Source organism: Burkholderia sp. BCC1998 (assembly GCF_905339875.1).
Lineage (GTDB): Bacteria > Pseudomonadota > Gammaproteobacteria > Burkholderiales > Burkholderiaceae > Burkholderia.
Map to the genome: position 1 here is coordinate 308986 of NZ_CAJPHE010000007.1, position 25899 is coordinate 334884.

General features: G+C 66.5%; 17 protein-coding genes. 10 read left to right on the forward strand and 7 right to left on the reverse strand.

From position 1 onward, the window contains the following. The first annotated feature begins 18 nt into the window (after positions 1–18). Positions 19–3090, forward strand: coding sequence for a peptidase domain-containing ABC transporter (locus tag U5A56_RS15760; protein WP_321923260.1), 3072 nt, complete (start codon positions 19–21; stop codon positions 3088–3090). Continuing rightward, positions 3087–4415: a sigma-54 dependent transcriptional regulator gene (locus tag U5A56_RS15765; protein WP_321923261.1), complete on the forward strand. Its 1329-nt coding sequence runs from the start codon at positions 3087–3089 to the stop codon at positions 4413–4415. The genes U5A56_RS15760 and U5A56_RS15765 overlap by 4 nt, the downstream gene beginning before the upstream one ends. Positions 4416–4430: 15 nt before the next feature. Here the strand turns inward: U5A56_RS15765 and U5A56_RS15770 are convergent, their stop codons facing one another. Together U5A56_RS15770 and U5A56_RS15775 are read right to left on the reverse strand one after the other, a co-directional pair. Then, positions 4431–5201, reverse strand: coding sequence for a PP2C family protein-serine/threonine phosphatase (locus tag U5A56_RS15770; protein WP_044846564.1), 771 nt, complete (start codon positions 5199–5201; stop codon positions 4431–4433). Between the two features lie 84 nt (positions 5202–5285). After that, positions 5286–5570, reverse strand: a complete 285-nt coding sequence (locus U5A56_RS15775) for a hypothetical protein (protein WP_044846565.1) — start codon at positions 5568–5570, stop codon at positions 5286–5288. Positions 5571–6052: 482 nt separating this feature from the next. Here U5A56_RS15775 and U5A56_RS15780 point away from each other — a divergent pair, with 482 nt between their 5' ends. Both U5A56_RS15780 and U5A56_RS15785 read left to right on the forward strand, forming a co-directional pair. Beyond that, the gene (locus U5A56_RS15780; RefSeq protein WP_321923263.1) at positions 6053–6574 is read left to right on the forward strand and encodes a lecithin retinol acyltransferase family protein; all 522 of its coding nucleotides are present in this window, start codon (positions 6053–6055) and stop codon (positions 6572–6574) included. Between the two features lie 42 nt (positions 6575–6616). Continuing rightward, positions 6617–6859, forward strand: coding sequence for a hypothetical protein (locus U5A56_RS15785; RefSeq protein ID WP_044846567.1), 243 nt, complete (start codon positions 6617–6619; stop codon positions 6857–6859). A 29-nt stretch (positions 6860–6888) separates the two neighbouring features. Here the strand turns inward: U5A56_RS15785 and U5A56_RS15790 are convergent, their stop codons facing one another. Beyond that, positions 6889–7107: a hypothetical protein gene (locus U5A56_RS15790; RefSeq protein ID WP_321923265.1), complete on the reverse strand. Its 219-nt coding sequence runs from the start codon at positions 7105–7107 to the stop codon at positions 6889–6891. 447 nt (positions 7108–7554) lie between these two features. On the opposite strand from U5A56_RS15790, the gene U5A56_RS15795 reads away from it, so the two are divergent. Beyond that, complete coding sequence (locus tag U5A56_RS15795) at positions 7555–9669, forward strand: serine/threonine protein kinase (RefSeq protein WP_321923267.1); 2115 nt, start codon at positions 7555–7557, stop codon at positions 9667–9669. A gap of 17 nt (positions 9670–9686) precedes the next feature. Here the strand turns inward: U5A56_RS15795 and U5A56_RS15800 are convergent, their stop codons facing one another. Both U5A56_RS15800 and U5A56_RS15805 read right to left on the reverse strand, forming a co-directional pair. Continuing rightward, on the reverse strand, positions 9687–10145 hold the full coding sequence (locus U5A56_RS15800; RefSeq protein ID WP_321923269.1) for a (2Fe-2S)-binding protein: 459 nt from the start codon (positions 10143–10145) through the stop codon (positions 9687–9689). Then, the gene (locus tag U5A56_RS15805) at positions 10073–12457 is read right to left on the reverse strand and encodes a xanthine dehydrogenase family protein molybdopterin-binding subunit (protein ID WP_321923271.1); all 2385 of its coding nucleotides are present in this window, start codon (positions 12455–12457) and stop codon (positions 10073–10075) included. Before U5A56_RS15805 ends, U5A56_RS15800 begins: the two co-directional genes overlap by 73 nt. Positions 12458–12738: 281 nt before the next feature. Here U5A56_RS15805 and U5A56_RS15810 point away from each other — a divergent pair, with 281 nt between their 5' ends. Both U5A56_RS15810 and U5A56_RS15815 read left to right on the forward strand, forming a co-directional pair. Beyond that, positions 12739–15084, forward strand: a complete 2346-nt coding sequence (locus tag U5A56_RS15810) for a hypothetical protein (protein WP_321923273.1) — start codon at positions 12739–12741, stop codon at positions 15082–15084. Positions 15085–15095: 11 nt separating this feature from the next. Next, positions 15096–16067, forward strand: a complete 972-nt coding sequence (locus U5A56_RS15815) for an NAD(P)/FAD-dependent oxidoreductase (RefSeq protein ID WP_321923275.1) — start codon at positions 15096–15098, stop codon at positions 16065–16067. A 149-nt stretch (positions 16068–16216) separates the two neighbouring features. Here the strand turns inward: U5A56_RS15815 and U5A56_RS15820 are convergent, their stop codons facing one another. Beyond that, positions 16217–16477, reverse strand: a complete 261-nt coding sequence (locus tag U5A56_RS15820; RefSeq protein WP_044848682.1) for a hypothetical protein — start codon at positions 16475–16477, stop codon at positions 16217–16219. Positions 16478–17265: 788 nt separating this feature from the next. Continuing rightward, positions 17266–17526 carry a hypothetical protein gene (locus U5A56_RS15825; protein ID WP_044848681.1) on the reverse strand — a complete coding sequence of 87 codons (261 nt, stop codon included), beginning with the start codon at positions 17524–17526 and terminating at the stop codon, positions 17266–17268. 370 nt (positions 17527–17896) lie between these two features. On the opposite strand from U5A56_RS15825, the gene U5A56_RS15830 reads away from it, so the two are divergent. The 3 genes from U5A56_RS15830 (at position 17897) to U5A56_RS15840 (ending at position 25702) form a co-directional block, all read left to right on the forward strand. After that, positions 17897–19492 (forward strand): GMC oxidoreductase, encoded by a 1596-nt coding sequence (locus U5A56_RS15830; RefSeq protein ID WP_321923277.1) that lies wholly within the window; start codon positions 17897–17899, stop codon positions 19490–19492. Between the two features lie 384 nt (positions 19493–19876). Then, positions 19877–20890, forward strand: coding sequence for a hypothetical protein (locus U5A56_RS15835; RefSeq protein WP_321923306.1), 1014 nt, complete (start codon positions 19877–19879; stop codon positions 20888–20890). Positions 20891–21559: 669 nt separating this feature from the next. Then, entirely contained in the window at positions 21560–25702 is a 4143-nt protein-coding gene (locus U5A56_RS15840) for a CheR family methyltransferase (RefSeq protein ID WP_321923279.1), read from the forward strand. Positions 25703–25899: the final 197 nt, after the last annotated feature.

The following is a 25899-nucleotide window of genomic DNA, read 5'->3' on the forward strand; positions in this document are numbered from 1 at the left end:
TCACGGAGAACCGCATCGATGGACGCACAAGCCCCCGCCCCGGCCAGCACCCCGTCGCTGGCGGCGTTTCTCGCGTCGGTGGAGCCGCTGTCGCTCTTCTCGCACGACGAACTCGATCGCATGGCCGCCCATGCGCAGGTGCGCACCTATGGGTTCGGCGACACCGTCTGCAATCGCGGCGACCTCGCCGAGGGCCTGTATGTGCTGCGCAGCGGGTCCGTGCGCCTGATCGCCGACGAGCGCGGCAAGGAAACCAGCGTCGGCGTGCGCAAGGAACGCGAGGTGTTCGGCGAAATGGCGATGCTGCGCGAGTACTGGCACGAGGTGTCGGTGCGCGCGTCGACGAAGACCGAGGTGCTGTGCATCCCGCGCAGCGCGATCGAGCCGATCCTGCGCGACAACCCGGCCGCGCAGTCGTTCGTGACGAGCTATGTCGCGATCAGCTCGGCCGGCGGTTTCGTGACGCGGCTGTTCGACCTGCGCGGCAAGCTGACGCGCGCCGAGCTCGAGGAATACGTGTCGAGCGTCGGCGTGAAGCGCGTGCCGGCCGGCAAGGAGATCGTCCGGCAGGGCCCGGGCGGCGACCTGCGGCTGTACGTCGTGCGCCAGGGCGAGGTCAGCGTCTCGTGCCGCGAGGACGGCAACGACTATCCGCTCGCGACGCTCGGCGCGGGCGAGATCTTCGGCGAGCGCGCGTGCCTGCTGCGGCAGGAGCAGGCGGCGACCGTCACCGCCGTCACCGATACGCGCCTGCTCGTCATTCCGGAAAAGACCGTGCATTTCATGCTCGAGCGCAACCCGAAATTGCGCGAGGTGCTCGAGGAACGCATCCGCTTCGTCGACCAGGAGCTGCAGCGGCAGAAGAAGCTCGCCGAACGGCGCCGCCATCCGCTGCAGATCGACATCGGCGCCGACGCCGCGTTCGGCGAGCGCATGATCAAGCGTTTCGTGCTGGTCGAGCAGGCGGAGGAAATGGATTGCGGGGCCGCGTGCCTCGCGATGATCTGCCGTCACTACGGCGTCGCGATGACGCTCGGCAAGCTGCGCGATCTGGCGAACGTGACGACCCAGGGCGCGACGCTCGACAGTCTCGCGCGCACCGGCGAGGCGGTCGGCTTCGCGACGCGCGGCGTGCAGTGCACGTACGAGGCGCTGCTCGGGTTCGACCTGCCGTTCATCGTGCACTGGGAGGGCTACCACTACGTCGTCGTGTACGGCGTGTCGAAGTCGTGGGTGCGGATCGCCGATCCGGCGCTCGGCTTCAGGAAGCTGAGCGTCGAGGCGTTCGAGCGCGGCTGGAGCGGCACCTGCCTGCTGTTTACCGCGAGCGGGCCGGCCGCGGCGCCGGCCGAGTCGCGCTCGCCCTGGGTGCGCTTCATCGGCTATCTGCACCCTTACCGGAAGATCCTCGCGCACCTGTTCCTCGCGACGTTCGTGATCCAGATGCTGGGCGTCATACCGCCGCTCATCATCCAGAACATCCTCGACGGGGTCGTCGTGCACCAGAACGTCAGCCTGCTGCACCTGCTGATCGCCGGGCTCGTCGTTTCGCACGTGTTCACCCAGTTGATGACCACGATCCGCGCGCATCTCTCCAACTTCATGGTGCGCAGCCTCGACTTCGCGATGATGTCGCAGTTCTACAAACACACGATGTCGCTGCCGTATTCGTTCTTCGCGCGCCGCAAGAGCGGGGACGTGTTCGCGCGCTTCCAGGAGAACCAGACGATCCGGGCGTTCCTGACGGAGTCCACCGTGACCACCGCGCTCAATCTGCTGATGATCTTCATCTACTTCACGATCATGTTCCTCTACAACGTGAAGATGACGCTGGTGCTGATCGCGTTCGTGATCCCGATCATGGCGCTCACGGCGCTCGCGACGCCGAAGCTGAAAGGCTATGCGCGCGAGGTGTTCGCCGCGTCCACCGATGCGAAGTCGCTGCTGATGGAGACGCTCGGCGGCGTCGAGACCGTGAAGGGCATGGGCATCGAGCGCTCGGTACGGCTGAAGTGGGAGCGCAAGTATGCGAAGGCGCTCGACGTCCAGTACCGCGCGCAGGCATTCAACATCCTGGTCGCGCTGGGCAGCCAGTTGCTGAATGCGGCGACCACCATCGTGATCCTGTGGGTCGGCGCGAACCTCGTGCTCGCCCATGAACTCAGCATCGGGCAACTGATCGCCTTCAATGCGTTCATGGGCAGCGTGCTGGCGCCGCTGATGGGGCTCGTCGGCATGTGGAGCCTGATGAACGACGCGGCGGTGGCGATGGAACGGCTCGGCGACGTCCTCGACCTCGAGCCCGAGCAGCAGCCGTCCGGACTGGCCTCGCGCGTGCTGCTGCCCGACCTGCAGGGCGACATCGGCTTCGAGGGCGTGTATTTCCGCTACGGCGGCAACGAAACGCCTTACGTGCTCGAGAACATCAACTGCACGATCAAGCGCGGCGAGATGGTGGCCATCGTCGGGCGCAGCGGTTCGGGGAAAACCACGCTGGCGAAGCTGCTGGTGGGATTCTATGCGCCCACGGACGGCAAGATCGTGGTCGACGGATACGACATGAGCGCGATCGACAAGGCGTACTACCGCCAGCAGATCGGCTATGTGATGCAGTCCAACCTGGTGTTTTCCGGCTCGATTGCCGAGAACATCGCCTGCGGCGACACGAGCCCCGACTGGCGCCGCATGGAGGAGGTCGCCCGGATGGCCGACGCGCACGCCTTCATCAGCAAATTGCCGCTCGGCTACGAGCAGGTGGTGGGCGAGCGCGGCGTGGGCCTGTCGGGCGGCCAGATCCAGCGGCTCTGCATCGCGCGCGCGCTGTATCACGACCCGCGCCTGCTCGTGTTCGACGAGGCGACGTCGTCGCTCGACACGCAGTCGGAGAGCAACATCCTCGCGAACATGCACGAGATCCTGCAAGGGCGCACGGCGGTGATCATCGCGCACCGCCTCAGCACCATCATGCGGGCCGACAAGATCCTCGTGCTGTACGAAGGCGCGATCGTCGAACAGGGCTCGCACGACGAGCTGGTCGCCCTCCAGGGCATGTATTACCAGCTCGTGCAGAAACAGCTGGGCGCATCATGAAACTCTTCGACCCGCACGGATTCGGCAACTCCGCGGTCTCGTATGCCGGCCTGCTCGAGAAGATCGAGATCCTGCGCTCGATGCTGCGCTGGGCGCCCAAGCTCGAGCGTGTCGACATCGAGAAACTGCTCAATCAGGCGAACGTGCTGCGCGACGAAGTCATGCAGATGTCGCGCAAGGAGCGCTTCGTCGAGGCCGCCGTGGCCGCGCCGCAGGCGCCCGACGCAGCCGATTCGGCCGACGCGCCGGAGGCGCCCGCGCCCGCGGTGCAACGACGGCGGCAGGCGCTGATCGAGCGCAGCTTCATTTTCGAGGGCATTTTCGGCGACAACCCGAAGCTGCTCGCCGCACTCGAAATCGCCGAGAAGGCCGCGCCGACCGATCTGCCGGTGCTGATCGACGGCGAGAGCGGGACCGGCAAGGAGCTGATGGCGAAAGTCATCCACGCGAACGGGGCGCGCGCCGACCGGCCCTACATCTCGGTGAACTGCGGCGCGATTCCCGACAACCTGCTCGAATCCGAGCTGTTCGGGCACCGGCGCGGCGCGTTCACCGGCGCGTCGAACGATCGCAAGGGCAAGTTCGAGAGCGCGCACACCGGCACGATCTTCCTCGACGAAATCGGCGAATTGCCGCTGTCGGGCCAGGTCAAGCTGCTGCGCGTGCTGGAATCGCACGAGATCCAGCGGGTCGGCTCGGACGAGCCGATCAGCGTCGACACGCGCATCGTTGCCGCCACCAACAAGAACTTGCGGCAATTGAGCGAGCAGGGGCTCTTTCGAGAGGACCTGTTCTATCGCCTGAGCGTCATTCATCTGACCTTGCCCGCGCTGCGCGAGCGTCGCGACGAAATCCCGCTCCTGCTCGCGTACTTCGGCGACGAGGCGGCAGGGGCGCTGAAGCGCAGGCCACTCAAGACGACGCCGAAGCTGCGCGACTTCCTGCTGACGTACGCGTATCCGGGCAACATCCGCGAACTGCGCAACCTCGTCTACCGTCTGTCGTGCCTGGCCGGCGAGGTCGCGGATATCGAGCACCTGCCCGAGGACATCCGGCCGAAAACCGGGTCGGCCGCCGTTCGCGCGACCGACGACGGCGCGTTGGGCAGGCCGATGTCGCTCAGCGACGCGAAGCGTGCGGCAAGCGACGAGGCGGAGCGTGCGTTTCTCGAACGCGGGTTGCAGGAGACCGGCGGCACCGTGGCCGAACTGGCGCGCCGTTGCGAGATGAATCGGTCGCACCTGCAGATGCTGCTCAAGAAGCACGGCATCCGTTCGAAAGCGTTCCGTCATCAGGACCCCGCGACGCCCGACAAGGACGCGTAGGCGTCGCGTGATCGTTCAGCGTCGCACGGAAGGATTGGCGAGCGTCCGGTCCGACGCATCGGGATCGGACGCGCGGATCACGACCGCGGTGACGTTGTCCCGGCCGCCCGCGCGCAACGCGAGGGCGACGAGCTCGTCCGTTGCGCGCGCGCAATCGCCGCAGGCGAGGGCGGCCGAGATGTCGGCTTCGTCGAGCTCGTTGCTCAGGCCGTCGCTGCACAGCAGAAACATGTCGCCGTCGCATACGTCGATGCGTCGTTCGTCGAGCTGCAGCTGCTCGGCGGCGCCGACCGCGCGCGTGATCACGTGCTGCGACGGGTGATGGCGCGCCTGCTGTGCGCTCAGGTGGCCCTGCGCCTGCAGTTCCGCGACGTGGCTGTGATCGAGCGTGAGCTGCGTCAGGCGCGCGTCGCGGTACAGGTAGATCCGGCTGTCGCCGGCCCACAGCCAGCCGCATTGGCGGCCGCTCGCGAGCAGCACCGCCACCGTGCTGCCGATCATGCGCACGCCGCGTCGGGCGGCCGATTCGCGCAATTGCGCGTTGACGGCATCGAGCGCGGTACGCGCCGCCGCGATGAAGTCCGCCAGCGTGGCCGGGGCGGCCAGCCGATCCAGCGCCTGCACGATCATCCGGCTCGCGAGGTCGCCGGCCGAATGTCCGCCCATGCCGTCCGCAACGGCCCACAGGCCACGGTGCGGCAACGCGAGGCAATCGTCTTCGTTGATCTCGCGAACCCGGCCCACGTCGGTGCGTGACGCCGAAGTCCATTGCAGTTCTGCGCTCACGGCGCGCCATTCCTTTTCGTTCAGGGCGGGTTCATGCCGATCAGGGCTTGTGAACGCGCGTTGCCGGCCGGCTTGAAACCGGCGCTAGACGAGCCGGTTCCTGCCGTCCGCGCCGACCCCGACCACGATGTTCGCGCCAGGCGCCGAGTTCGCGACGTCGATGTTCTGGATCTGGTTGAGAACCTGGTTCGCGTAGAACGTGTTGTACGTCTGATAGAGGTTGACGACCGGCCCGAACGCAGGCGCCGGCGGCGTGTACGGCTGGATCCAGCCGAATACCCACGGCGCGCCTGCGCCGCGGATGAACGACATCGTCTTGCGGTCGATGTCGCGCTGCATGTGAAGGTCGGTAATTGCGAGCGTGGTCATGATGCGTCTCCGAATGGGGCTTGCCGACGAACCGGGTACCCGATACGTGCAAACCTCGTGCCATGCGTGACACGACCCGCGTGCGTGGCCCGGGCGCGGGCGTCGATCCGCCCGGGCACCACGCGCGGCAAGGCAAGGCGCGATCGACACGCGTTGCTTGCATCCTAGTGCGTCGCGGCCTCGTCCCGCAATGGTTGTACGCGAGCCAACAGTCGGGGCCACGAACGTGGCCGCGAAACCGACACGTGCTCCGGCACATGCAGACGGCGGTCGGGCGCGCCAACTGGTGCTGTCGCACCAACAAAATCCCCGGTAAACGGTTGGCCGCGCGGCGACAGCGCGGTGCGCGGTTCGCCGGGCGTTTCCCGCCAGGCCTTGCACGGCGGGCGCCGCGAAGAGTGGCACGCTTGATGCAGGTTAGTTGGCAACCGGCTGACCCATGAGCAACACGGGCGGCCGCCAACCTGCAGACGGAGCCCGTCATGGAACGCGACCTTCAACCAGTGAACAGCATTGCGGACGCAAGCGCGCAGGCAGCTTCGCTGTCCGGCGGCGTCGATGCACTTCCGCTCGGCGCGCACCTGGTTTCCGATCGCGGCGCCTACAGCCATCACGGCATCTACGTCGGCGACGGGCGCGTCGTCCACTACGCGGGGCTGTGCACGTCGCTGCATCGCGGCCCGATCGAGGAAGTCACGCTCGAACGCTTCGCCGCCGGTCACGCGGTGCGCGTCGTGCCGCATCCGTACGCCGCCTATGCGGGACGCACCGCGGTGCTGCGCGCGCGTTCGCGTCTGGGCGAAAACCGCTATCGCCTGCTCACGAACAACTGCGAGCACTTCTGCACGTGGTGCGTGGAAGGGACGGGCCACAGCGAGCAGGTTCGCACCTGCGTCATGCATCCGCGGACGGCCGTCCGGTTCGCGCTGTCCGTCTGCCGCGCGCTGCTCGCGGCGCGGCGCGCGAGCGGACGAGGCGCCGCGGCCGCCATCGCCGCCGCATGAGCGACGTCCCGGCGCGTTCGACATCGTCATCAGGGGGCTCAAATGAACGGAACCGAATCCTCGCTGCGCATGCAGGTCGACAAGTGGCTCGCGCCGAGCGCGCGCGTGCCGGCGCGCATCGTGCGCTTCAGCCGCCTGCCGGCGCAACGGCGGCGCTTCGTCTGCGTCGAGGCCGTGCATCCGGCCGGCACGATCGCGATCTTCTTCTTTCGTCACGACGATGGCTCGTGGTGCGTGTTCCCGCCGGCCGATCGGCGGCCCGCGATGATGTCGCAGGCGGCCTGACCGTGCATGCGCGGCCGGGTGGTGTGCCGTCAGCGCAACAGGGTCGGGCGCGCCGGGGACGCCGCCGCTTCGGCCGCCGGTGCATGCTTCAACGCAACCCCGCGGGCGTCGGTGTGCAGATAGGGGAAAGGCTGCGGCGCGAGCATCGTCTGATGCGCACGGACCCGCGCGCCACCGCTGATGGCGGCCATCGCCTGGCGGTCGAGGTCGACGCTTTCGGGAAGATCGTTGATGACGAGCACGCCCATGGTTGACTCCGCGAAATCGGATGGAATAGGGGCAGCCATGCAGCATCGCGCGATGTGCCGACGTACCGGGAATCTGTCCAGTATAGGTTCGCCGCACGACCGCGCGCGCTGGAAAATCGACCGGGCAGCGCGGGCGCGCGTGGACGGCGAAAACCTGCAGCCGGTTCGTGATCGATCGACGTGAATTCTAGTTCCGGCACCGATTGCACAGGGCGTGACCGCAGACTAGTATGATTTGTTAGACGTCCTGTCAGAAGGCCTGTGGCCGGTGCGGCGCGCAGCCGGATTCGTCTGACGATGACGTGGCGGCGCGTGCAGCTTCGATGGTGTCCGGTGCATCACCGGCATGTCGCGCTGCACGGGTACGTCATCGACGGTCCTTGCCCTGGCGGCGCCGCGGGACGCCGAAGCGGGTCGGCAAGCTGAAGCTGAGTAGACGGCATACGAATGATGAGCTTTGCGCAGCTGATTCAGACATTCCAGAGCGGGACGCTGTCGCAGGAAGCGTTCTTCTCGGAGATCGACCGTGTGCTGGCGACCGATCAGGTCGATTGCGCGCGGTTGCGCGAAGTGCTCGACCAGACGCAAACCACGCAGCCGTTGTCGGACGATATCTATGCGGAAGTGCTGAAACGCCTCGAGCGGTGTCGCGACAGAACGGCATCCGCGGGCGACGCGACCCGGATCCAGGAGAGCCCGCTTCGGCCGGACGCGCGTCCGGCCATCGCGCCCGGGCCGTCGGGCGACGCACTGTCCGTCGACGGCGAGCGCGTGAAAGGCATCGGCGATACGCTGAACGGGCGCTTCGTGCTGGAGGAGTGCCTGGGCGTCGGCGGCATGGGTACCGTGTACAAGGCGCTCGACCTGCGCAAGCTGGAGGCGTCGGATCGCAAGCCGCACATCGCGATCAAGGTGCTCAATGTGCAGTTTCGCGGCCAGCCGACGTCGCTGATCGCGCTTCAGCGTGAGGCCCGCAAGGCGCAGACGCTCGCCCATCGCAACATCGTCACCGTCTACGACTTCGATCGCGACGGTCCGCTCGTCTACCTCACGATGGAGTATCTGTCGGGCCGGCCGCTCAGCAAGGTGCTGCGCGCGCCGGACTTCAAGGGCATGCCGCTCGATGCCGCGTTGCCGATCATCGCCGGCATGGGCCAGGCGCTCGCCTACGCGCACGAGCGCGGCTTCGTTCACTGCGATTTCAAGCCCGCCAACGTGTTCCTGACCGACCGCGGTGACGTGAAGGTGATCGACTTCGGGATTGCACGCGCATTCCAGCGCCGCGACGAGGATCCCGACGTGACCGTGTTCGACCCGGCGAGCCTTGGCGGCATCACGCCGGCCTATGCGAGCCCGGAGATGTTCGAGCATCTCGAGCCGGATCCGCGCGACGACGTCTACGCGCTCGCCTGCGTCACCTACGAATTGCTGACCGGGCACCATCCGTTCAATCGGCTGTCGGCCACCCAGGCGCGTCACGACCACTTGCGGCCCGAGCGTCATCCCGGTCTCGATCGCACGCAATGGCGAACCTTGAGCGCCGCGTTGTCGTTCGACCGCGCGGCGCGCACGCCCAGCGTCAACCAGTTCCTGGAAGGCATGGGCGTGCTCAAGCAACCCGCCCGGGCATCGGGCGTACGCGTGGGGGTGGCCGTGGGCGCTTGCACGGCGGCGGCGATCGCCGTGCTCTGGTACGGCTACCAGGCGCTTTCGCGCAGCGGTGACGGGCGCTCCGCCGCGGATACGGTCGCGCATGCGACTGCCGGCGGCGGGAATGGCGCGACGGCGAGCGCCGGTGCCGGCAGCGCGCCCGCGGCCGCCGCGAACGCCGTGCCCGCTGCTGCCAGCGCGCCGCCGCCGGCAGCGGTACCCGCACCCGCACCTGCGATCTCGCTGGCGGCCGTGACGGCTGTGCTGGCGCGCGTACCGTGTTCGGCGCTGGTTGCATCGGTGCAGGATCGCGTGCTGCAGGTGCGCGGTTATACGGAAGCCGGTGTCGGCATCGGCCGCGTGCGCAGCGCACTCGGCGGCCTGGCGGGCGGGCAGGCGGCGAGGCTCGACGTGCGTCCGGTCGATGCCCGCGATTGCGAAGTCGTGAGCGCGCTGGCCCCGTACTGGCGATCGAATCAGGCATCGTCACACGCCGCGTCGCTCCGTACGCGAGCGCCGGACGCGCATCTCGCGGAAGGCAGCCCGCTGGTCATCGACATCACGACACCCGCTTACGAGTCGTATGTGAACGTCGATTACTACGTGCTGAACGGCAGCGTCGTGCATCTCGTGCCGAGCAGCCGCGAACGCGACAACCAGGCGCCGCCGAATTACGCCGCGACGATCGGCAGCATGGGCGAGTGGGTGATCGGGCCGCCGTTCGGCACCGAGATGATCGTGCTCCTCGTCACGCCCGCACCGCTGTTCGACGGATTACGGCCTTCATCCGAGCCGCGCGCCGCCTATCTCGCGGCAATCGAGCGGCAATTGAAGCTGTTCGAGGCCAAATACGGCGAGGGGCGCATTGCCGCCGATTTCATCCAGATCACGACGCATGCCAACGGCCACTGAGCGGGCCGATGCGCCGGTCAGCGGCCCAGCGCTTGCGCCGCCTGGTGAATGGCGCGGCGGATGCGGGGAAACGTGCCGCACCGGCATGCGATGTTCTTCATGGCTTCGTCGATCTGGTGGTCGTCGGGGCGAGGGCAGCGCATCAGCAGCGCGGTGGCGGCAATCAGCTGGGCGCTCTGGCAATAGCCGCATTGCACGACGTCGACCGCAATCCACGCGTTCTTCAGCGCCCGCGCTTCGACGCCGTCCAGCCCTTCGATGGTGGTGATGCGCGCGCCGTTCAGCGTACCGACCGGCAGTTGGCAGGCGGGCACGGCCTGATCGTTCAGGAGCACCGTGCACGCACCGCAGACGCCGACACCGCAGCCGAACTTCGTGCCGGTCAGCTTCCGTTCGCACCGAATCACCCAGAGCAGCGGCGTGTCGGGCTCGGTATCGAGGTCAGCGGTTTCCGCGTTGATACGGACTGACACCATCGGTCGTCTCCTTGCCCGGGCGGGCTCGGCTTGATGAGCGGCAGGGTGCGATGACGCACACCCGTGAGCGCATACAGCGCATTCGCCACGGCCGCCGCGATCGGCGGCGTGCCCGCTTCGCCGACGCCGTGCGGCTCGGTCCCGCCGGCCAGGACTTGCGTGACGATCTCGGGGCAAGTCTCCATGTTGACCAGCGGATAGCTGTCGAAATACTGCTGCGCGACTTGCCCGTTCTCGATCGTGATCGCCTGCTCCAGCGCGGCCGACAATCCGAAGATGATCCCGCTCTCCATCTGCTGCTCGACCAGGTTCGGATTCACGGCCAGCCCGCAGTCGATCACGCAGAACACGCGCGTCACGCGAAAGCCGTCACCGTCCTGCCGGACTTCGGCGACTTGCGCGACCACGCTGCCGAACGATTCGTGCATCGCGACGCCGCGTGCGCGCCGCGCACCGGTCTCGTCACGCCACGCCAGTGGCGAACGCCAGCCGGATAGCGCGACGAGCGCCCGCAACACGGCCACGTGGCGCTGGTGCGCCGGCTGCTTCAGCATGTCGAGCCGAAACTGGATCGGGTCCTTGCGTGCCAGCACCGCCATCTCGTCGATGAAGCTCTCGACGAAGAATGCCTGATGCGAGTGTCCGACGGAGCGCCAGTAGCCAACCGGAACCGGGAGCGTCACCGTATTGTGCTGGACGAGAATGTTCGCGCATTCATAGGGCAGGTCGAATGCGCCTTCCGCCGCGGTGGCGTCGGGCAGCCATTTCGCGGCGAGGCCCGGCATGCCGAAGGTGCGCGGCATCGCCTGCGCGCTGATCGACTGGCTCGCCGACACGCCTTTCCAGGCAACCAGCCTGCCGCTCGCATCGACGGCGCCGCTGTATCTCGCCACGCAGGCCGGGCGGTAGAAGTCGTGCGTCATGTCCTGCGGGCGCGACCAGATCGTCTGGACGGGCCGCCCCTTCGCATGAAGCGCGATGGCGGCCGCCTGCGTGATGAAGTCGACCTCGAGCCGCCTGCCGAAGGCCCCGCCGATCAATTGCTGGTTCACGACCACCTTGTCTTCGTCCAGGCCCAGCAGCGCCGCGACGGCCCGGCGTGCCACCATCGGAACCTGCGTGCCGCACCAGATCGTTGCCGCGTCGTCGTCGACCCGCACCGTGCAATTCATCGGTTCCAGCGGCCCGTGAGCCAGGTAGGGCACTTCGTACTGCGCGACGAACGGCTTCGCGTGGCCCAGCGCCGCATCGGCGTCGCCGGCCGCGTAGAACACGTGGCGCCCGTCGTCGCCGTCGAGGGCGCGCGTCAACGCCGCGCGGACGTCCGCGGTATTGACGCCCGCAGCCGGCCCGTGATCCCACGTGACCGGCAACCCGCACAACGTCCGCATGGCGATGAAGGGATTGTCGGCAATGACGGCAACGCCTCCCGTTCCGCCGTGGTATGGCGCGATCGTGAAGACGCCGGTCACGCCCTTCAGGCCGCCGACCCTGGACCGGTCGACCGCCAGCGCCGTTCCGCCGAGTGTCGGGCACATCGTGACGCTCGCATACAGGAGCTTGTCCGGAAGCACGTCGATGCCATAGCGCGCGCTGCCGTCGAGCTTCGCGTGCGCCTCGATGCGGCCCAGCCGTTTCCCGACCAGCATGAAAGTCTTCGGGTCCTTCAGAGCGACATGTGCCGGGCGCGGCACATCCCGCGCGCGCTCGACAAGTTCGCCGTACGTCGCCGAGCGCCCCGACCGATGCAGCACCGCGCCGGCTTTCGTCTCGCATTCGGCGACGGGCACCTGCCAAAGCTGCGCCGCGGCGCTGCGCAACATGATGCGGGCCGTGGCGCCCGCTTCGCGCATGGGCCCCCACAGATCGATCATGCTCGTCGATCCGCCCGTTACCATCGAACCCAGATAGCGTGCGCCGTGGCGCACCAGGGCCGCCGCGCCGCGCGCGAGCAGGCTGTCGTCATCGGGACGAAACGGCAGGCCGTCGGCCAGTGATTCGCGGTCCTTGTAGATCGTGTCGAGCGGGGACATGACGATGCGCACGCGCGACCAGTCCGCATCCAGCTCTTCGGCCAGCAACATGGCCGCGCCGGTATGTATCCCCTGGCCCATTTCGGATTTGCTCATGACGATCGTCACGTCGTTAGCGGAACTGATCATCACCCAGCCGTTCAGCGGCACATCGACGCGCGACATCGCCAGCTGCGCGGGTATGGCCAGCCGGTCGTCGCGGCGCCACCACGCCCAGCCGATCACCAGCGTGCCCGCCACGCCCGCACTGCCCAGCACGAAGGTTCTGCGCGTCAACATGAGGTGGCCGCCGACATGTGTTGATCGAGTCACGGCGCCGCCGGCGAATCACGCCACGCGCCTCCGGCATTCAATGTTTCGAACACAATCCGACATTTCATTGCAGCTGCAATCACCTATATTAGTCACTGATCTCGGCAACCGAGAACCTGAATGTGAGGTTCGTTTGAAACAAGCGCTGAAGAGGCGGCCTGCAGCGACCGGATCGACATGCGTGGGGTTCCGGGACGCGAAGCGCATCGAGCCGGCCGCTTCGAACGCACCACCGCCGGAGGCCGTCGATGCTCGTCGATGAGGTTCACGCGTTGCTGCTCGGGTTGCCGGCGCCGTGGCGAGCAGCGTTCGAACGTCACGGTCTCGACCTGTCCGATTCGGGCACGCCCGAGGAGACGGCGAAGCGACTGAGCCGGCCGCTGCCGATCGACTGGGACGATCCGCGCATTCACGATCTCTGCCCGGACACCACGCGGGCGATCGAGCCCGGCGACCCGGCACGCAGCCTCGTCTATCACATGCTTGCGCTGTCCACGTGCCCGGCGCCGGATGCCGGCGTGCGCCTCGAGGCAATCGACTTGCTGGAGAATTACATCGATTCGCTGGCGCCGTTGCCGCCCGACTGGCAGACGCTGGACATCGCGGTGCTGGCTTACCAGTACCGGCCCGCGCGCCGTACCGGACATCAGCAGCATGCGGACCTCGTGTTCTCGCGACTCGGCATTGCCCGCAACGGCGACGTCGACGCAAGCTATGACGAGCAGACCCGCAGCTTCGTGCCGCACGTGCCGGACGGGATCGAGCATGTCCGCGCGATGCCGGCGCGCTATGGCGCGTTTCTCGTGCGCCGGGTCACCGGCGCCGGCACGCTCGCGCTGATCGAGGGCAGGCAAGCGGGCGACGATCGGCGCACCTTCATCGAACCGGTGCGCAAGCTGTTTCCCGATGAATGCCTGCCCGGACGCCGGTTGACGTTGCAATATGGCCATTGCCATCGCGGCGAGAAGCTGAAGCGGGCCGTCGAGGCGCGCTGGGGCGTGCGGCCGTCGCCATCCGGCGATCTGGGCGGCGCACCGTATGCGATCTGCTCCGAGGACGCCGGCACGGCACCGCCTGCCGGCGCGAGCACCCCGGCAGTCGCACTGAAGCGTTCGGGCGCGGCCGTACTCCTGATCCCGGCCGCGCGGCCGCTGATCGAGCCGGTGAACGCCGCCAACTTCGGCGTGCACGGCTTCGGCGTGCCGGCTCGATGGCGGCTGGCCCCGCTCGCCAACCGGCGCTTCACGACGATGAGAATCATCACGAATCTGTGGAAGCTGGTGCTGGCCGCCGTCGACGACGTGCGGCAGCACTATTTTCCGCATTTCGCACCCGCCTGGCTTCGATTTCCCGAACCGCGCAATGCACCGGAGTTCATCAACATCCGGCACAAGGCGCATGAGGACGGCTCCTGCACGGATATGCGCGCGCATCCCGTCGACCGACAGGCATTCCTCGGGGAAGTCGGCAAAGGCGGCTATCGCGCGCAACTGTTTCTGGATCACTGCAGCGAAGGCGTCGTGACGATCCGTATCGCCGAGCTGGCGGGGCACGCGATACACCCGGCCTATTCGGTCGTTGCCGCGCCGGATTTCTACCCGTACGCCGACCAGGCGGAATTGCAGCGCTGGTTCAAGGACCGGCGGATCGATCCGAAGTCGCAGTTCAGGAGCGGCTCGCCGATATCGCTCAGCGCCGAGCGCCTGCCGGCCAATCCCCATCACGTCGATCCGTTCAGCCATACGCAGGCGTTTTCGCCGCGTGACGAGACGGTCGCCGTCGCGTTCAGCCGGGCGGCACGCTCGGCGCGGCGGCGGGACCGGGACGTGCAGATGCCGCGCATGACCTCGTTTCTGTCGGACGCGTCTTCGGGCGTGTTTGCGCCCGGCTGGGACGTCACCTATGCGGGCAACCGGCGCGGCATCTTCCTCGCCACCTTCGGGCTGGGCAGCCCGTTCGCCGAGGATATCAAGCTGTGCGCGGCCTCCAACAGCTTCTGGCCCGCAGTGAGTCCTGATGCGTCCAGAACCTTCAACCGGAGCGACGCGCCGACCGCGATCCCGATGCTCGACTATGAACTCGGCCTGCATCCATGTCATCCGCTGGTCACGCGCGGCGACGAGTCGAACACGCGGCGCGGATGGGACGGCGAATACGGCCCGTACCTGACGCCCGACGGCAGTGTGGATTACGCGGACATCGAACGCTCGGACTACGTCGCGAACGCGCTGCACGGCGAGATGCTGTACGGCGCGTTCGAGCATGTCGATTCGGCCGAGCTGGTCCGGCGCATCGGTGCGTTGCGCCATGCCGTCGCCGCATGCGACCACGGGCAAACGCCGTCTCATACGAAGCTGTGGCTGGTATCCGCGCGGGCACTTCGCGAAGCCGACGCTGCGGACGCGCCGGGCGTTGCCGCGCGCTATCGCTTTCTTTTCGTTCTGCCTGCTGCCGATGCGACGCCGGCGCAGCACATGCCGGGACGGCTGCGCGTGCGCTACGGTGAGGCGATCCGTTGCGATGCGACCGAGGCCCGGGTGATCGGGCACGTGCTGCGGTGCGCACCGGGGCCGGACGCGCTCGGGCTTTACTGAAGGGAACCGCGATGAATGCGATCGACGTGCTCGTGGTCGGCGACGGGCCTGCCGGATGCGCTGCCGCGATCGCGGCGGCGAGAGCGGGCGGCACCGTGTGGATGCTGGGCCGCGGGCGTTCGCGGGCGGCCCCGGAATGCGTGTCCGGCGCCGCGCTCGCGCTGCTCGATCGACTGGCGCCGAGCCTCGCGCGGCAACCGCATACATGGCTCGATGATGTGGCCGATGCGCAGCGGGGACGTGCGGTCATCCGCAGCCGGCTCGACGACGGCCTGCGTGCCGAAGCGCTGGCTGCCGGCGTTCGCTATTCACGTGCGCCCGCCGGCGGGCTTCTCGCGCGTGTCGAACACGGCGCGGTCGTGGGCATCACGCACGGCGACGGCGATGTCGGCGCAAGCACCGTGATCGATGCAACCGGCGTCAACGGGTGGCTGCGTCGCGCGATGCGGCTCGATGTGACGACCGACTCTTCGCTGTTCTGGCTTCGCCGCGGCTACGCGCGCGGACCCGGCACGCACCCCGGCACATACTGGAACATCGCGCGTGGCGGCTGGCTGTGGATGAGGGCGACGTCCACGTTCCGGATCTGGACGTCGCTATCGACGCTGCGCGATGGCGAGATCGCGTGGCCGGCGGACACGACACCCGTCGGACCGGTGTGGCGCGAGGGCAGGCGCTGGCAGTGCGTGCGCCGGACCGCGGGCCCGGGCTATATCGTGTGCGGCGATGCGGCGGGTTATCTCGACCCCGCGACAGGAGACGGTTTGCGTTTCGCCATCGCTTCCGGCCTGCGCGCGGGCGCAATGGCCGTCGACGTTTCGCGTCATCCCGGTCGGGCAAGCGTGCTGGCCGCGCTGTACTGCGACTGGGTGACAGACAGCTACGAGCGCAGCAGAGCCGTGTTGGCACGGAGTTACGCGCGTGCGGGGCTCGATCTCGGATGGCGCGACGCAGTCCGCTGCGCGGCAGTGGATGCGGCATGAAGGCCGGTTGCGCTTTCGACCATGCAAAGAAGCCCGCCAGCGGGACCTGGCGGGCTTGAAACGCCGCGGGACGAACCCGCGGCGGGCTGAGGAACTTCGGTACGACTCGATCGAAACACTGCTTCGACTGCAAGCAAGCATCGCGAAACTTACAAGCCCAGCTTCGCGATGACCTGGCCGCCGAGGTTGTTGATCGAGTTGGTCACGCTGGTGAGATCCTGGTGGGTCGACGCATCGACCTGCGTCACCGGCGCCGTGATGGTATTGGCGCTGGCGAACGAGAATCCGCCGCCGGTCACGATGTTGTTGATACCTGCGTTCTGGAACACGCTACCCCCGCTGACGGAAGCCATTTCCTTGCGGCTGAGTTCGTGGGCGTGGGACAGATCGTTGATCATCAGTGCGGACATGGTCAATCTCCTTGAGTGTGCTGCGGTTTGGAAAGAGCACGTTTCGTTGCGCTCGCAGCTACCAATGCACGGCGCGTGCCAGGCTCTGCTCATGCGCGCGGGAAACACATCCAACCTCATGAAAACAAACGCAATTCAATCCACTCGACGCGATTTCACCGGGTTCGCCGGGCAAGATCGGAGCACGGCGGTGTCGGGTTCTTCCAGACGGTTTCCGCGGCTCCTGTTCTATCCCGGCCAACAGGAACGGGACATGACGCTTGCGATTCGCGTCGAAGGCATCGACGGGCAGCCGCAGCGTGTGAGCGCCTGCGCAGGAAAGCCCTCGACGCGATGCTGCGCCGACGGTCGGCGGCAACCGGCATTGGCGCAAAGATCGTCACGAGGTACTTCGGATCACTGAATTTATCGCGTACCATCCGGAATGGCACAACGCATCGGGACTGCCGCGCCGACGGCCAACGGGGCATCGATGCGATCACGCGGCACCATGACTGGCGCCGCGGCGCCATCCGCCTCGACGAGGCGAAGCGGATCCGCATGCAGGGAAGGGAGGTCGAGGGCGCGGCGGGATCAGCCCGGCCGCTGATGGGCGCGGTCGGTGCTGCTGACGGGGCGTCGGCCCGTCTGCCCGTTCATGCCGGCTTCGTTTTTATCATGCAGGGAAGCCCGCCAGGGAACACGGCCTGGCGGGCTTTGAACGCCGCGAGGACAACCCCGCGGCGGGCTGGAGCGTTTCGGTCGACGCTGTCGGACACGGTTGCCGCTGAGCGGACATCCGGCGCAGCTTAGAGGCCCAGCTTGCCGACGACCAGGCCGCCGAGGTTGTTGATCGAGTTGGTCACGCTGGTGAGATCCAGGTGGGTCGATGCATCGACCTGGGTGACCGGGGCCGTGATGGTATTGGGGCTCGCGAACGAGAAGCCGCCGCCGGTTGCGATGTTGTTGATTCCGTAGTTCTGGAACACGCTACCGCCGCGGACGGAAGCCATTTCCTTGCGGCTGAGTTCGTGGGCGCGGGACAGGTCGCTGATCATCAGTGCGGACATGATAAATCTCCTAAGTTTGCTGCGGTTTTGGAAGAGAGCACGTTTTCGTTGCGCTCGCAGCTACAAATGCATGGGGCGTGCCAGCCCGCATCACGCCTGCGCGATTGGCGCTTAACCCAATGAAAACAAAGGACATTTCATCCAGCTTCCGATAATTCGCCGCGTGCGCCGGGCAAGCTCGCGGAAAGACGATGTCGGGTGTTGCCAAACAATTTGCCGGGCAACTGTTTCGTGTCATCCAACACGAAGGCGGCCTGGCTGCCCGCATCGGCTTCGCTCGGTCCGGCCTCGCGATGCCGCCGGAAATCCGCGGATGCTTCGGGTCGTGCGTATCGGAACCGTGGCGCACCTGCGTCAGGAGATCGTCGTCATGAGCGCGCTTGAATACGATGTCGTCGTGGTCGGCAGTGGCTTCGGGGGCGCGGTGGCGGCCTGCCGACTCGCGGAAGCGGGATGGAGGGTGCTGGTGCTGGAGCGTGGCCGGCGCTGGACGCCGAACACGTATCCGCGCGACGAGACCGACCCGTGGCTCTGGAACCAGCAGAACCCGCAACGCTTCCACGGCTGGGCCGACCTGCGTGTTTTTTCCGACATGTCGGTGGTGACTGCCGCGGGCGTCGGCGGCGGGTCGCTGATCTACGCCAACGTCTCGGTCGAGGCAAAACCCGACGCGTTCGAGCATGGCTGGCCGCCGGAGATCACGTACGACGCGCTCGAGCCTTATTACCAGCGCGTGGGCTGGATGCTGTCGGTCCAGGAGGTGCCCGACAACCAGATCAGCGAACGCACCCGCTTGTTGCGCGACGCGGCCGACGCCTGCGGCTGGGGCGATCGGTATCGCAAGTTGCCGCTCGCCGTGTCGTTTTCGTCGACTTACGATCCGTCCTTGCCCGACGCGCGCGACGACCGGCATTCCGTCAGGCACGTCAACGTGCACGGGGTATCGCAAGGCACGTGCGTACACTGCGGCAATTGCGACATCGGATGCCAGGTGTCGGCGAAGAACACGCTCGATCTCAACTATCTGGCCGTGGCCGAGCGCCATGGCGCAACGATCCTGCCGCTGCACGTCGTGCACAAGCTCGAGCCGCTCGGCCAGGGATGGCGCGTGCATTTCAACGTCATCGATCCGGCTGCGGGCAGTTTCATGCCCGGATCCGTCACGGCGACCAGGGTGATCGTCAGCGCCGGATCGATCGGCAGCACCGAGCTGCTGCTGCGCTGTCGCGACGCGCATCGCACGCTGCCGAATCTATCGCCGCGGCTCGGCTGGGGCTGGGCCTTCAACGGCGACTTCGTGACGCCCGCCTTCTACGGCAGCCGGAAGATTTCGCCGTCGCACGGCGTCACCATTTCCGCCGCGATCGACCTGCTCGACGGGGCTGCCGACGAAGGTCAGCCCTTGTTCGTCGAGGATGGCGGCGTGCCCAATCTTGCGCATGATTTCGTGCGCCGCCACCTGCAGCGCTCGCACGGCACGGCAATGCGCACGTTCTGGCGAGCCTTCGCGCGCCATTTCGATTGCGACGACCCGGTCGAGAACATGATGCCCTGGTTCGGCCAGGCGATCGATCCGGGAGACGGGCGCATGCGTCTCGGTCGCTGCTGGTTTGCGCCGTGGCGTCGCGTGTTGCGGCTCGACTGGTCGTACACGCGATCGCAGGCGGTGGTCGATGCGATGGTCGACACGCACCGGCGCCTGTCGGCGGCCACGGGCGGCGAACCCTTCGTCCCTCCGACGTGGAGCGACTTCCACAGGCTGATCACCCCGCATCCGCTCGGTGGTTGCAACATGGGGATCACGCGCGCGGACGGCGTGGTAAACGCGGACGGACAAGTATTCGGTTACGACGGGCTCTACGTGATGGACGGTGCGACGATCCCGCGTGCGCTCGGGCTGAATCCGTCGCGCACGATCGCCGCATTGGCCGAGCGCAACGTCGCCGTGTTGCTTGGCCGGCGTTAAGCGAAGGTGTCCCGGCTCGGCGACGGTTGACGGGGCATCCTGATCGTCACAATGGATCGCGTGGAAACGCGCGCCGAACGCATCGCGATCGGACCGAATATCGATATGATTTCCACGCGCGTACCGTTGGGCGGTCCTGCCTTTGCGAATCGGCAGGTATTGCAGGAGGCAAACACCTATTGTTCGTTGCAAGACGGAGCGATATTGCTTCATCACGAGCAACCGGGTAAATCTGTGCTGCACGGTGGCTGCGGCGAGGCGGAGATTGCGTTTGATCGTCTGCAGGCAGGAGAACCTATGCTCAAGCGCCCGGCATCGAGGGCGATGCGACAAATGGCGTTGTGTCGAACCAAGTCGAGGTCACCAAGGTCAGGGAGAGTCCAAATGGGACAGTGCCGTCGCAACTATGCGCGCTTCGTCGTCGCCAGCTCGATCGCCGGTCTGGTCATTCTGGCAGGCGCGGGCCACGCGCACGCCGAGGACAATCCTGCGAGCTCGCCGGCCGGCTTCAAGCCAGCGGAAAGAAAGATCGATGTCTATGCGGTGTATGGCGACGGACGCGCGACCGAGGGTGGCGACATGCATTGGCGTGCGTACGAAGTCGGCTTCGGCGACGTCCTGAACGACTACTTCTCCGTCTATCTCGCGTATCTGAACGAGGGCCATCCGCTGAATCACCACCGCGATGGCTTCGCCGCGCTGGGTTCGTTTCGTTGGCCGCTCGGCAATCGCTTCGCGCTCGAATTGTCGGCCGGGCCGTATTTCAGCATGGACACGACACACGTCGACAATGAGCCGCGCAACGACAAGCGATGGGGGGTGCGTGCGTCTGCAGCGGTGCGGTATTACGTCGTTCCCGACCGCTTCTTCCTCAAGGTGCAGTACAACCACGTGCAGATGATCGGCGGATTCAACTCCGATGCGGTGCTCTTCGGCATCGGCGCGGATTTTGGCGGCGATCCGGGACCGGCGTTTTCGGACGGCAAGACGCAGGTCGGCGTGTGGGCCGGGACGTCGCAGACGAACCGTCCGCAAGTGCCGATCGAAAAGGGCTACATGGTCGAAGTCAAGCGGCCGCTCGGCAATGCGTGGGCCTATTCGGCGAGCTTCATCTACGAGGGCAACAACGGCGTCGCCGGCCGCAGAGGCGTGGCAGCGCAAATCTGGTACGTCGCGCCGATCAGGAGCAAATGGACGCTTTCGGCAGGCGTAGGTCCGTACCTGTCGCGTGACCGGGACGAGGCCTCGAGCACAACGAGGCTCAACGCGTTGCTCAGCGCACAGGTGACGTATCAGGTCACGCCCGATTGGGCGGCGAGCTTGCGCTTCAATCGCGTCGCAACCGGCAACGACAAGGATCAGGACATGTTCATGGTCGGCGTGGCACGCAATTTCTAGCGCTTGTTTTCAAGCGCAGGCGCATTCTGTTCAGAAAGCCCTGCTCGACGAGGCACAGGACCCGGCGGTCAGCGAATCGTACGGCGGCACGGGCAGCGCGCTCGAGCACGGGTGGCGCCTCGACGTTCCCGCGATGCGAATCGAGACGCATGCCCATGCGCGGGCCGGTGCGGCCGTCACCCATATCGTGGACGCAGGCGGCGCTGCGTTGCGATCAGAACTCACCATTGCGCATGACTTTCACACCGTCCACCGATCCCAAGTCGATCGGCTGTCCCTGTCGCCGCGTTTGCCTTCAGGGAGATAAGGCTCCGGAAATTCGAGTATCGCGGCGCAACGGGACGACCGGCGAATGAATTCGGGGTCAGGATGCCGGCTCATCGCTCGATCGCCGCGTACAATACGCACGAGCGCCCGTGCAAGGTCTCGCGAGCACGAATAGGCTGCCGAATATTCATCAGGCGCTGGGACGAAACCGGCTTCACCGGTCGATATCGCGAGTCCGTGCGGTCGCCTTCGAGCGCGCTCCCGATAGCCGGCTGCCAACCTGATAGAGTGCATGGCCACGAACAGGCCCGGCCCGCTGCGGAACTGCGCCCCGATCCATGTGACGCCCCAACGATTGGCGCCCGACAGGCGACGTCCAGCTACAGCATCAGGAGAAAATCAATGTCACGGCAAGAGCCGACCCATCAGGAGCAGCCACACCCGTCCACCACGGTGAAGAGCGATCTGCCGTTTCCGGTTGTGGGCATCGGGGCATCCGCTGGCGGCACGACGGCCTTGCAGACCTTCTTCGAGAGCGCGCCGACGGGCATGGACATGGCGTTCGTGGTCATCGTCCATTTGGCACGAGAACAAGTCAGCCATATGGACAACGTCCTGCAGCACACGACGGGTATGCCGGTGCATCAGGTGACGACCACGGTAGCGATCGAAAAAAACCATATCTACGTGATCGCGCCCGGCATGCAGCTGGAGATGTCCGACGGTTGCCTTCGCTGTAGCCCGCTGAGCTCCGCCGAAGGTGCCGCGCTCTCGATCGACCACTTTTTCCGGACGCTGGCGGACGCGCACGACTCGCGCGCGATCGGCATCGTGCTGTCCGGTACCGGCTCGGACGGCGCGGCGGGCTTGAGCCGTATCAAGGAGGCGGGCGGCATCACGCTCGCCCAGACGCCGGACGATGCGGAGTACGCGGAGATGCCGCAGCATGCGATCTCGACGGCGCGCGTCGATATCGTGCTGCCGGCGGCCGAGATGCCGCAAAAATTGCTGGACCTCTGGGCGAATGCGCGGCGCATCGAGCAACAGACCCTCGAGCTCACGCAGATGCAGCAAATCGGCGATCGGCCCGGCGCCAATGATCCCGAACGGGCGCTGTCGGACATCCTGATGCACCTGCGGGTACGCACCGGCCACGATTTCAGGCTGTACAAGCGGGCGACGGTGCTGCGACGTATCGAGCGGCGCATGCAGGTAAACGGCCAGCGCGACATGCTGGCGTACCGCGACTTCCTGCGGACCGCGCCGGACGAGGCCAACGCGCTGCTGGCCGACATGCTGATCGGCGTGACCCAGTTTTTCCGCGATCGCGAGGCCTTCGACTTCCTCGAACGCGAGGTGATCTCCCAGTTGTTCGCGCCGGAATCCGCCGAGGAGCAGGTGCGGGTCTGGGTAGCCGGATGCGCGACGGGGGAAGAGGCGTATTCGATCTCGCTGCTGCTCGCGCGGGCACGCGAGGCGTCGATGTCGAGCCAGGCGATCCAGGTATTTGCTACCGATATCGACGAAGCCGCGATCGTCCGCGCACGCACGGGCTCCTACCCGCTGTCGATCGCGACGGACGTGCCTGCGCCGCTGCTGCAGCGCTACTTCACGCGCGAGGGCGCGCACTACGTGATTGCCAAGGCCGTGCGCGAGCGCATCCTGTTCGCCGCCCACAGCCTGCTGCGCGATCCGCCGTTCTCGCACCTCGACCTGATCTCGTGCCGCAACGTGCTGATCTACCTGGAGCGCGCGGTGCAGCGGCAGATCCTCGAGTTGTTTCATTTCGCGTTGCGTCCGAACGGCTATCTGTTCCTCGGCACCGCGGAATCGGCCGACGCAGCCGACGATCTGTTTACGGTCGTCGACAAGAAGCGGCGGATCTACCAGGCGCGCGTCGTCACGCATCGCGCGAAACCGGTCACCGGCTTCCCGCCGCTTTTCCAGGTCGAATCCGGCGGGGACGAGCGCTCCGCGCCTCAACCGCCGATGCGGGTTCCGGCCAGCCCGGCCCAGCGCAACTTCTCCTATTCGGAGCTTCATCAGCGTGCGCTGGAAACGTATTCACCGCCGAGCGTCATCATCGACAAGGAATCCAACGTGGTTCACCTGTCGGACAACGCCGGGCGATTCCTGCGGCATGTCGGCGGGGAGCTGTCCAGCAACATCATGACGCTGGTGCTGCCGGACCTGCGGCTCGACTTGCGCACGGCCATTTTCCGCGCGCTGCAAACGGGCACGAGCGTCGAGGCGCGGCGCGTCAAGTGGACGCACGAGGCCCGCGTGTCGTGGATCAACATGACGGTCAGGCCGTTTCACGACAAGGTCGCCAATTCGGAATTCCTGCTGATCGTGTTCGACGAGGTGGCCGGCCGCATGACCGAGGAGGATCAGGCGGAAGCGAGCGGACAGGATCCGGTGCTCGCGCAGCTCGAACAGGAGTTGCAGCACAGCCGCGAGCAACTGGCGACGATCATCGAGCAGTATGAAACGTCGGTCGAGGAGCTGAAGGCGTCGAACGAGGAGCTGCAGGCGATCAACGAGGAACTGCGCTCGACGAGCGAGGAGCTCGAAAGCAGCAAGGAAGAACTGCAGTCGGTCAACGAAGAGCTGACCACGGCGAACGCCGAAATGCAGGCGCGCATCGAGGACACCGCAAAGGCGAACGACGACCTTCACAACATCATCGCGTCGAGCGAAATCGCCACCGTCTTCGTCGACAAGGAGATCCGCGTCAAGCGCTTCACGCCGAACGCGACGGCAATCTTCAACCTGATCGATACGGACCTCGGCCGGTCGCTGTTCCATATTACGCACGCGCTGCGATATCCGACGCTCGCGGACGACGTCCGCCAGTCGTTCCAGTCGCTGCGCCTGATCGAACGCGAAATCGAGAGCGAGACGGGACGGTGGTACCTGATGCGGCTGCTGCCTTATCGCACCGCGGACGATCACATCGACGGCGCCGTGATCACGCTCATCGACATCACCGACCGGCATCACGCGGAAGAAGCGGCACGCGCGGGCGAGCAACGCCTGCGGCTGGTCGCGCAGTCGACCAAGGACTACGCGATCATCATCCAGGACAACAACGGATCGATCGTCAGCTGGAATGCCGGCGCCGAACGCATCTTCGGCTATACGGAAGACGAGATGATCGGTCAGGACGTGGAGCTGATCTACGAACCGAACGACCGGCAGGCGCTCGTGCCGGCGCGCGAGCGCGACATCGCGACCCGGGAAGGGCGCGCGGACGACGAGCGCTGGCACCGCACCAAGGACGGACGCCGCATCTTCTGCAGCGGCGTCGTCACGCCGATTTCGGACACCTCGTTCAGCGGGTTCGCGAAGATCGTCCGCGATCTGACGTCGCGCAAGCAGAGCGAGGATGCGAACCGGGAAGCGCTCGCGCGGGAACAGGCCGCACGCGAGCAGGCCCTGAGCTCGAACCAGCTGAAGGACGAGTTCATCGCGGTGCTGTCGCACGAGCTGCGACATCCGCTCAACCTGATCGGCGTCAAGTCGGAGATGCTGCCGCGCCTTCCCGAGACGCGCGACATTCCCGCCGTGCGCGAGGCGGCCGATTCGATCCGCCAGGCCGTACGCGCGCAGGCCCAGATCATCGACGACCTGCTCGACCTGTCGCGCATCCAGACCGGAAAGCTGGCACTCGACGTATCGCGGGTCGACCTGACGGCCATCTTGCGCACGATCGCGGATACCTGCGAGGCCGACGCGCACGCGCGCGGGCTGGTTCTGAAAACGGAGTTGCCGGCCGGTCCGGCCATCGCGCTCGCCGATCCGGTGAGATGCGAGCAGATATTCTGGAACCTGATGTCCAATGCGCTGAAGTTCACGCCGCCGCATGGGCAGATCGTGGTGCAGTTGACGCACGAAGGGCGGATGCTGCGTGTCGACGTCGTCGACAACGGCCAGGGCATCGATCGCGAGATGCTTCCGCATGTATTCGACATGTTTCGGCAGGCGCCGCGCGACAGGGCTCGCGGTGGCCTCGGTATCGGCCTGGCGCTCGTGCGGCAACTCGTCGAGATGCACGGCGGCCGGATTTCGGCGGCTTCCGATGGTCAGGGGCAAGGCACGCGGATGACGGTATGGCTGCCGGCCGCGGCGGACGAGCGCGCGGTGGCGACCACCGGCGGTGACGTGTCGGAGCGGAGCATCGCCGGCCTGCGCGTGCTGCTCGTCGAGGATGACCAGGAGACGGCGCTGTCGCTCACTGCGCTGCTGGAGTTGGCGGGCGCGGTGGTCAGCACCGCCGAAACTGCCGCCTCGGCGCTCGAGATCCTGCCGACGACACCGATCGACGCGATCGTGTCCGACATCGGGCTACCGGACATGGACGGCTACGAGTTGCTTCGCCGGGTCAAGGCCGACCCCCGGTGGGCGAACCTGAAGGCCGTCGCGTTGACCGGCCGTAACCGCCAGGACGACGTCGACGCTGCCGCAGACGCCGGATTCGATGCGCATCTCGCCAAACCGCTGGATTTCGGGATGCTGCTTGCCGCATTGACCGACCTTCAGTGAAGTCGCGCGCCTGTTCAATGCGCGTGTGACGGGATGGCAGCGGACGACGGTCCGCTGTCGTCCATCTGCATGCATTCGTCCCCGCGTCGAGGTCGTCTATTCGAGCGTCGGTCGGCGCTTCGTACCGCCTGCTCGTACGTGGTTCATTCGGCGGCATCCCGTATCGGGCACTAATCTTGCTGCACCATCCGCATAGG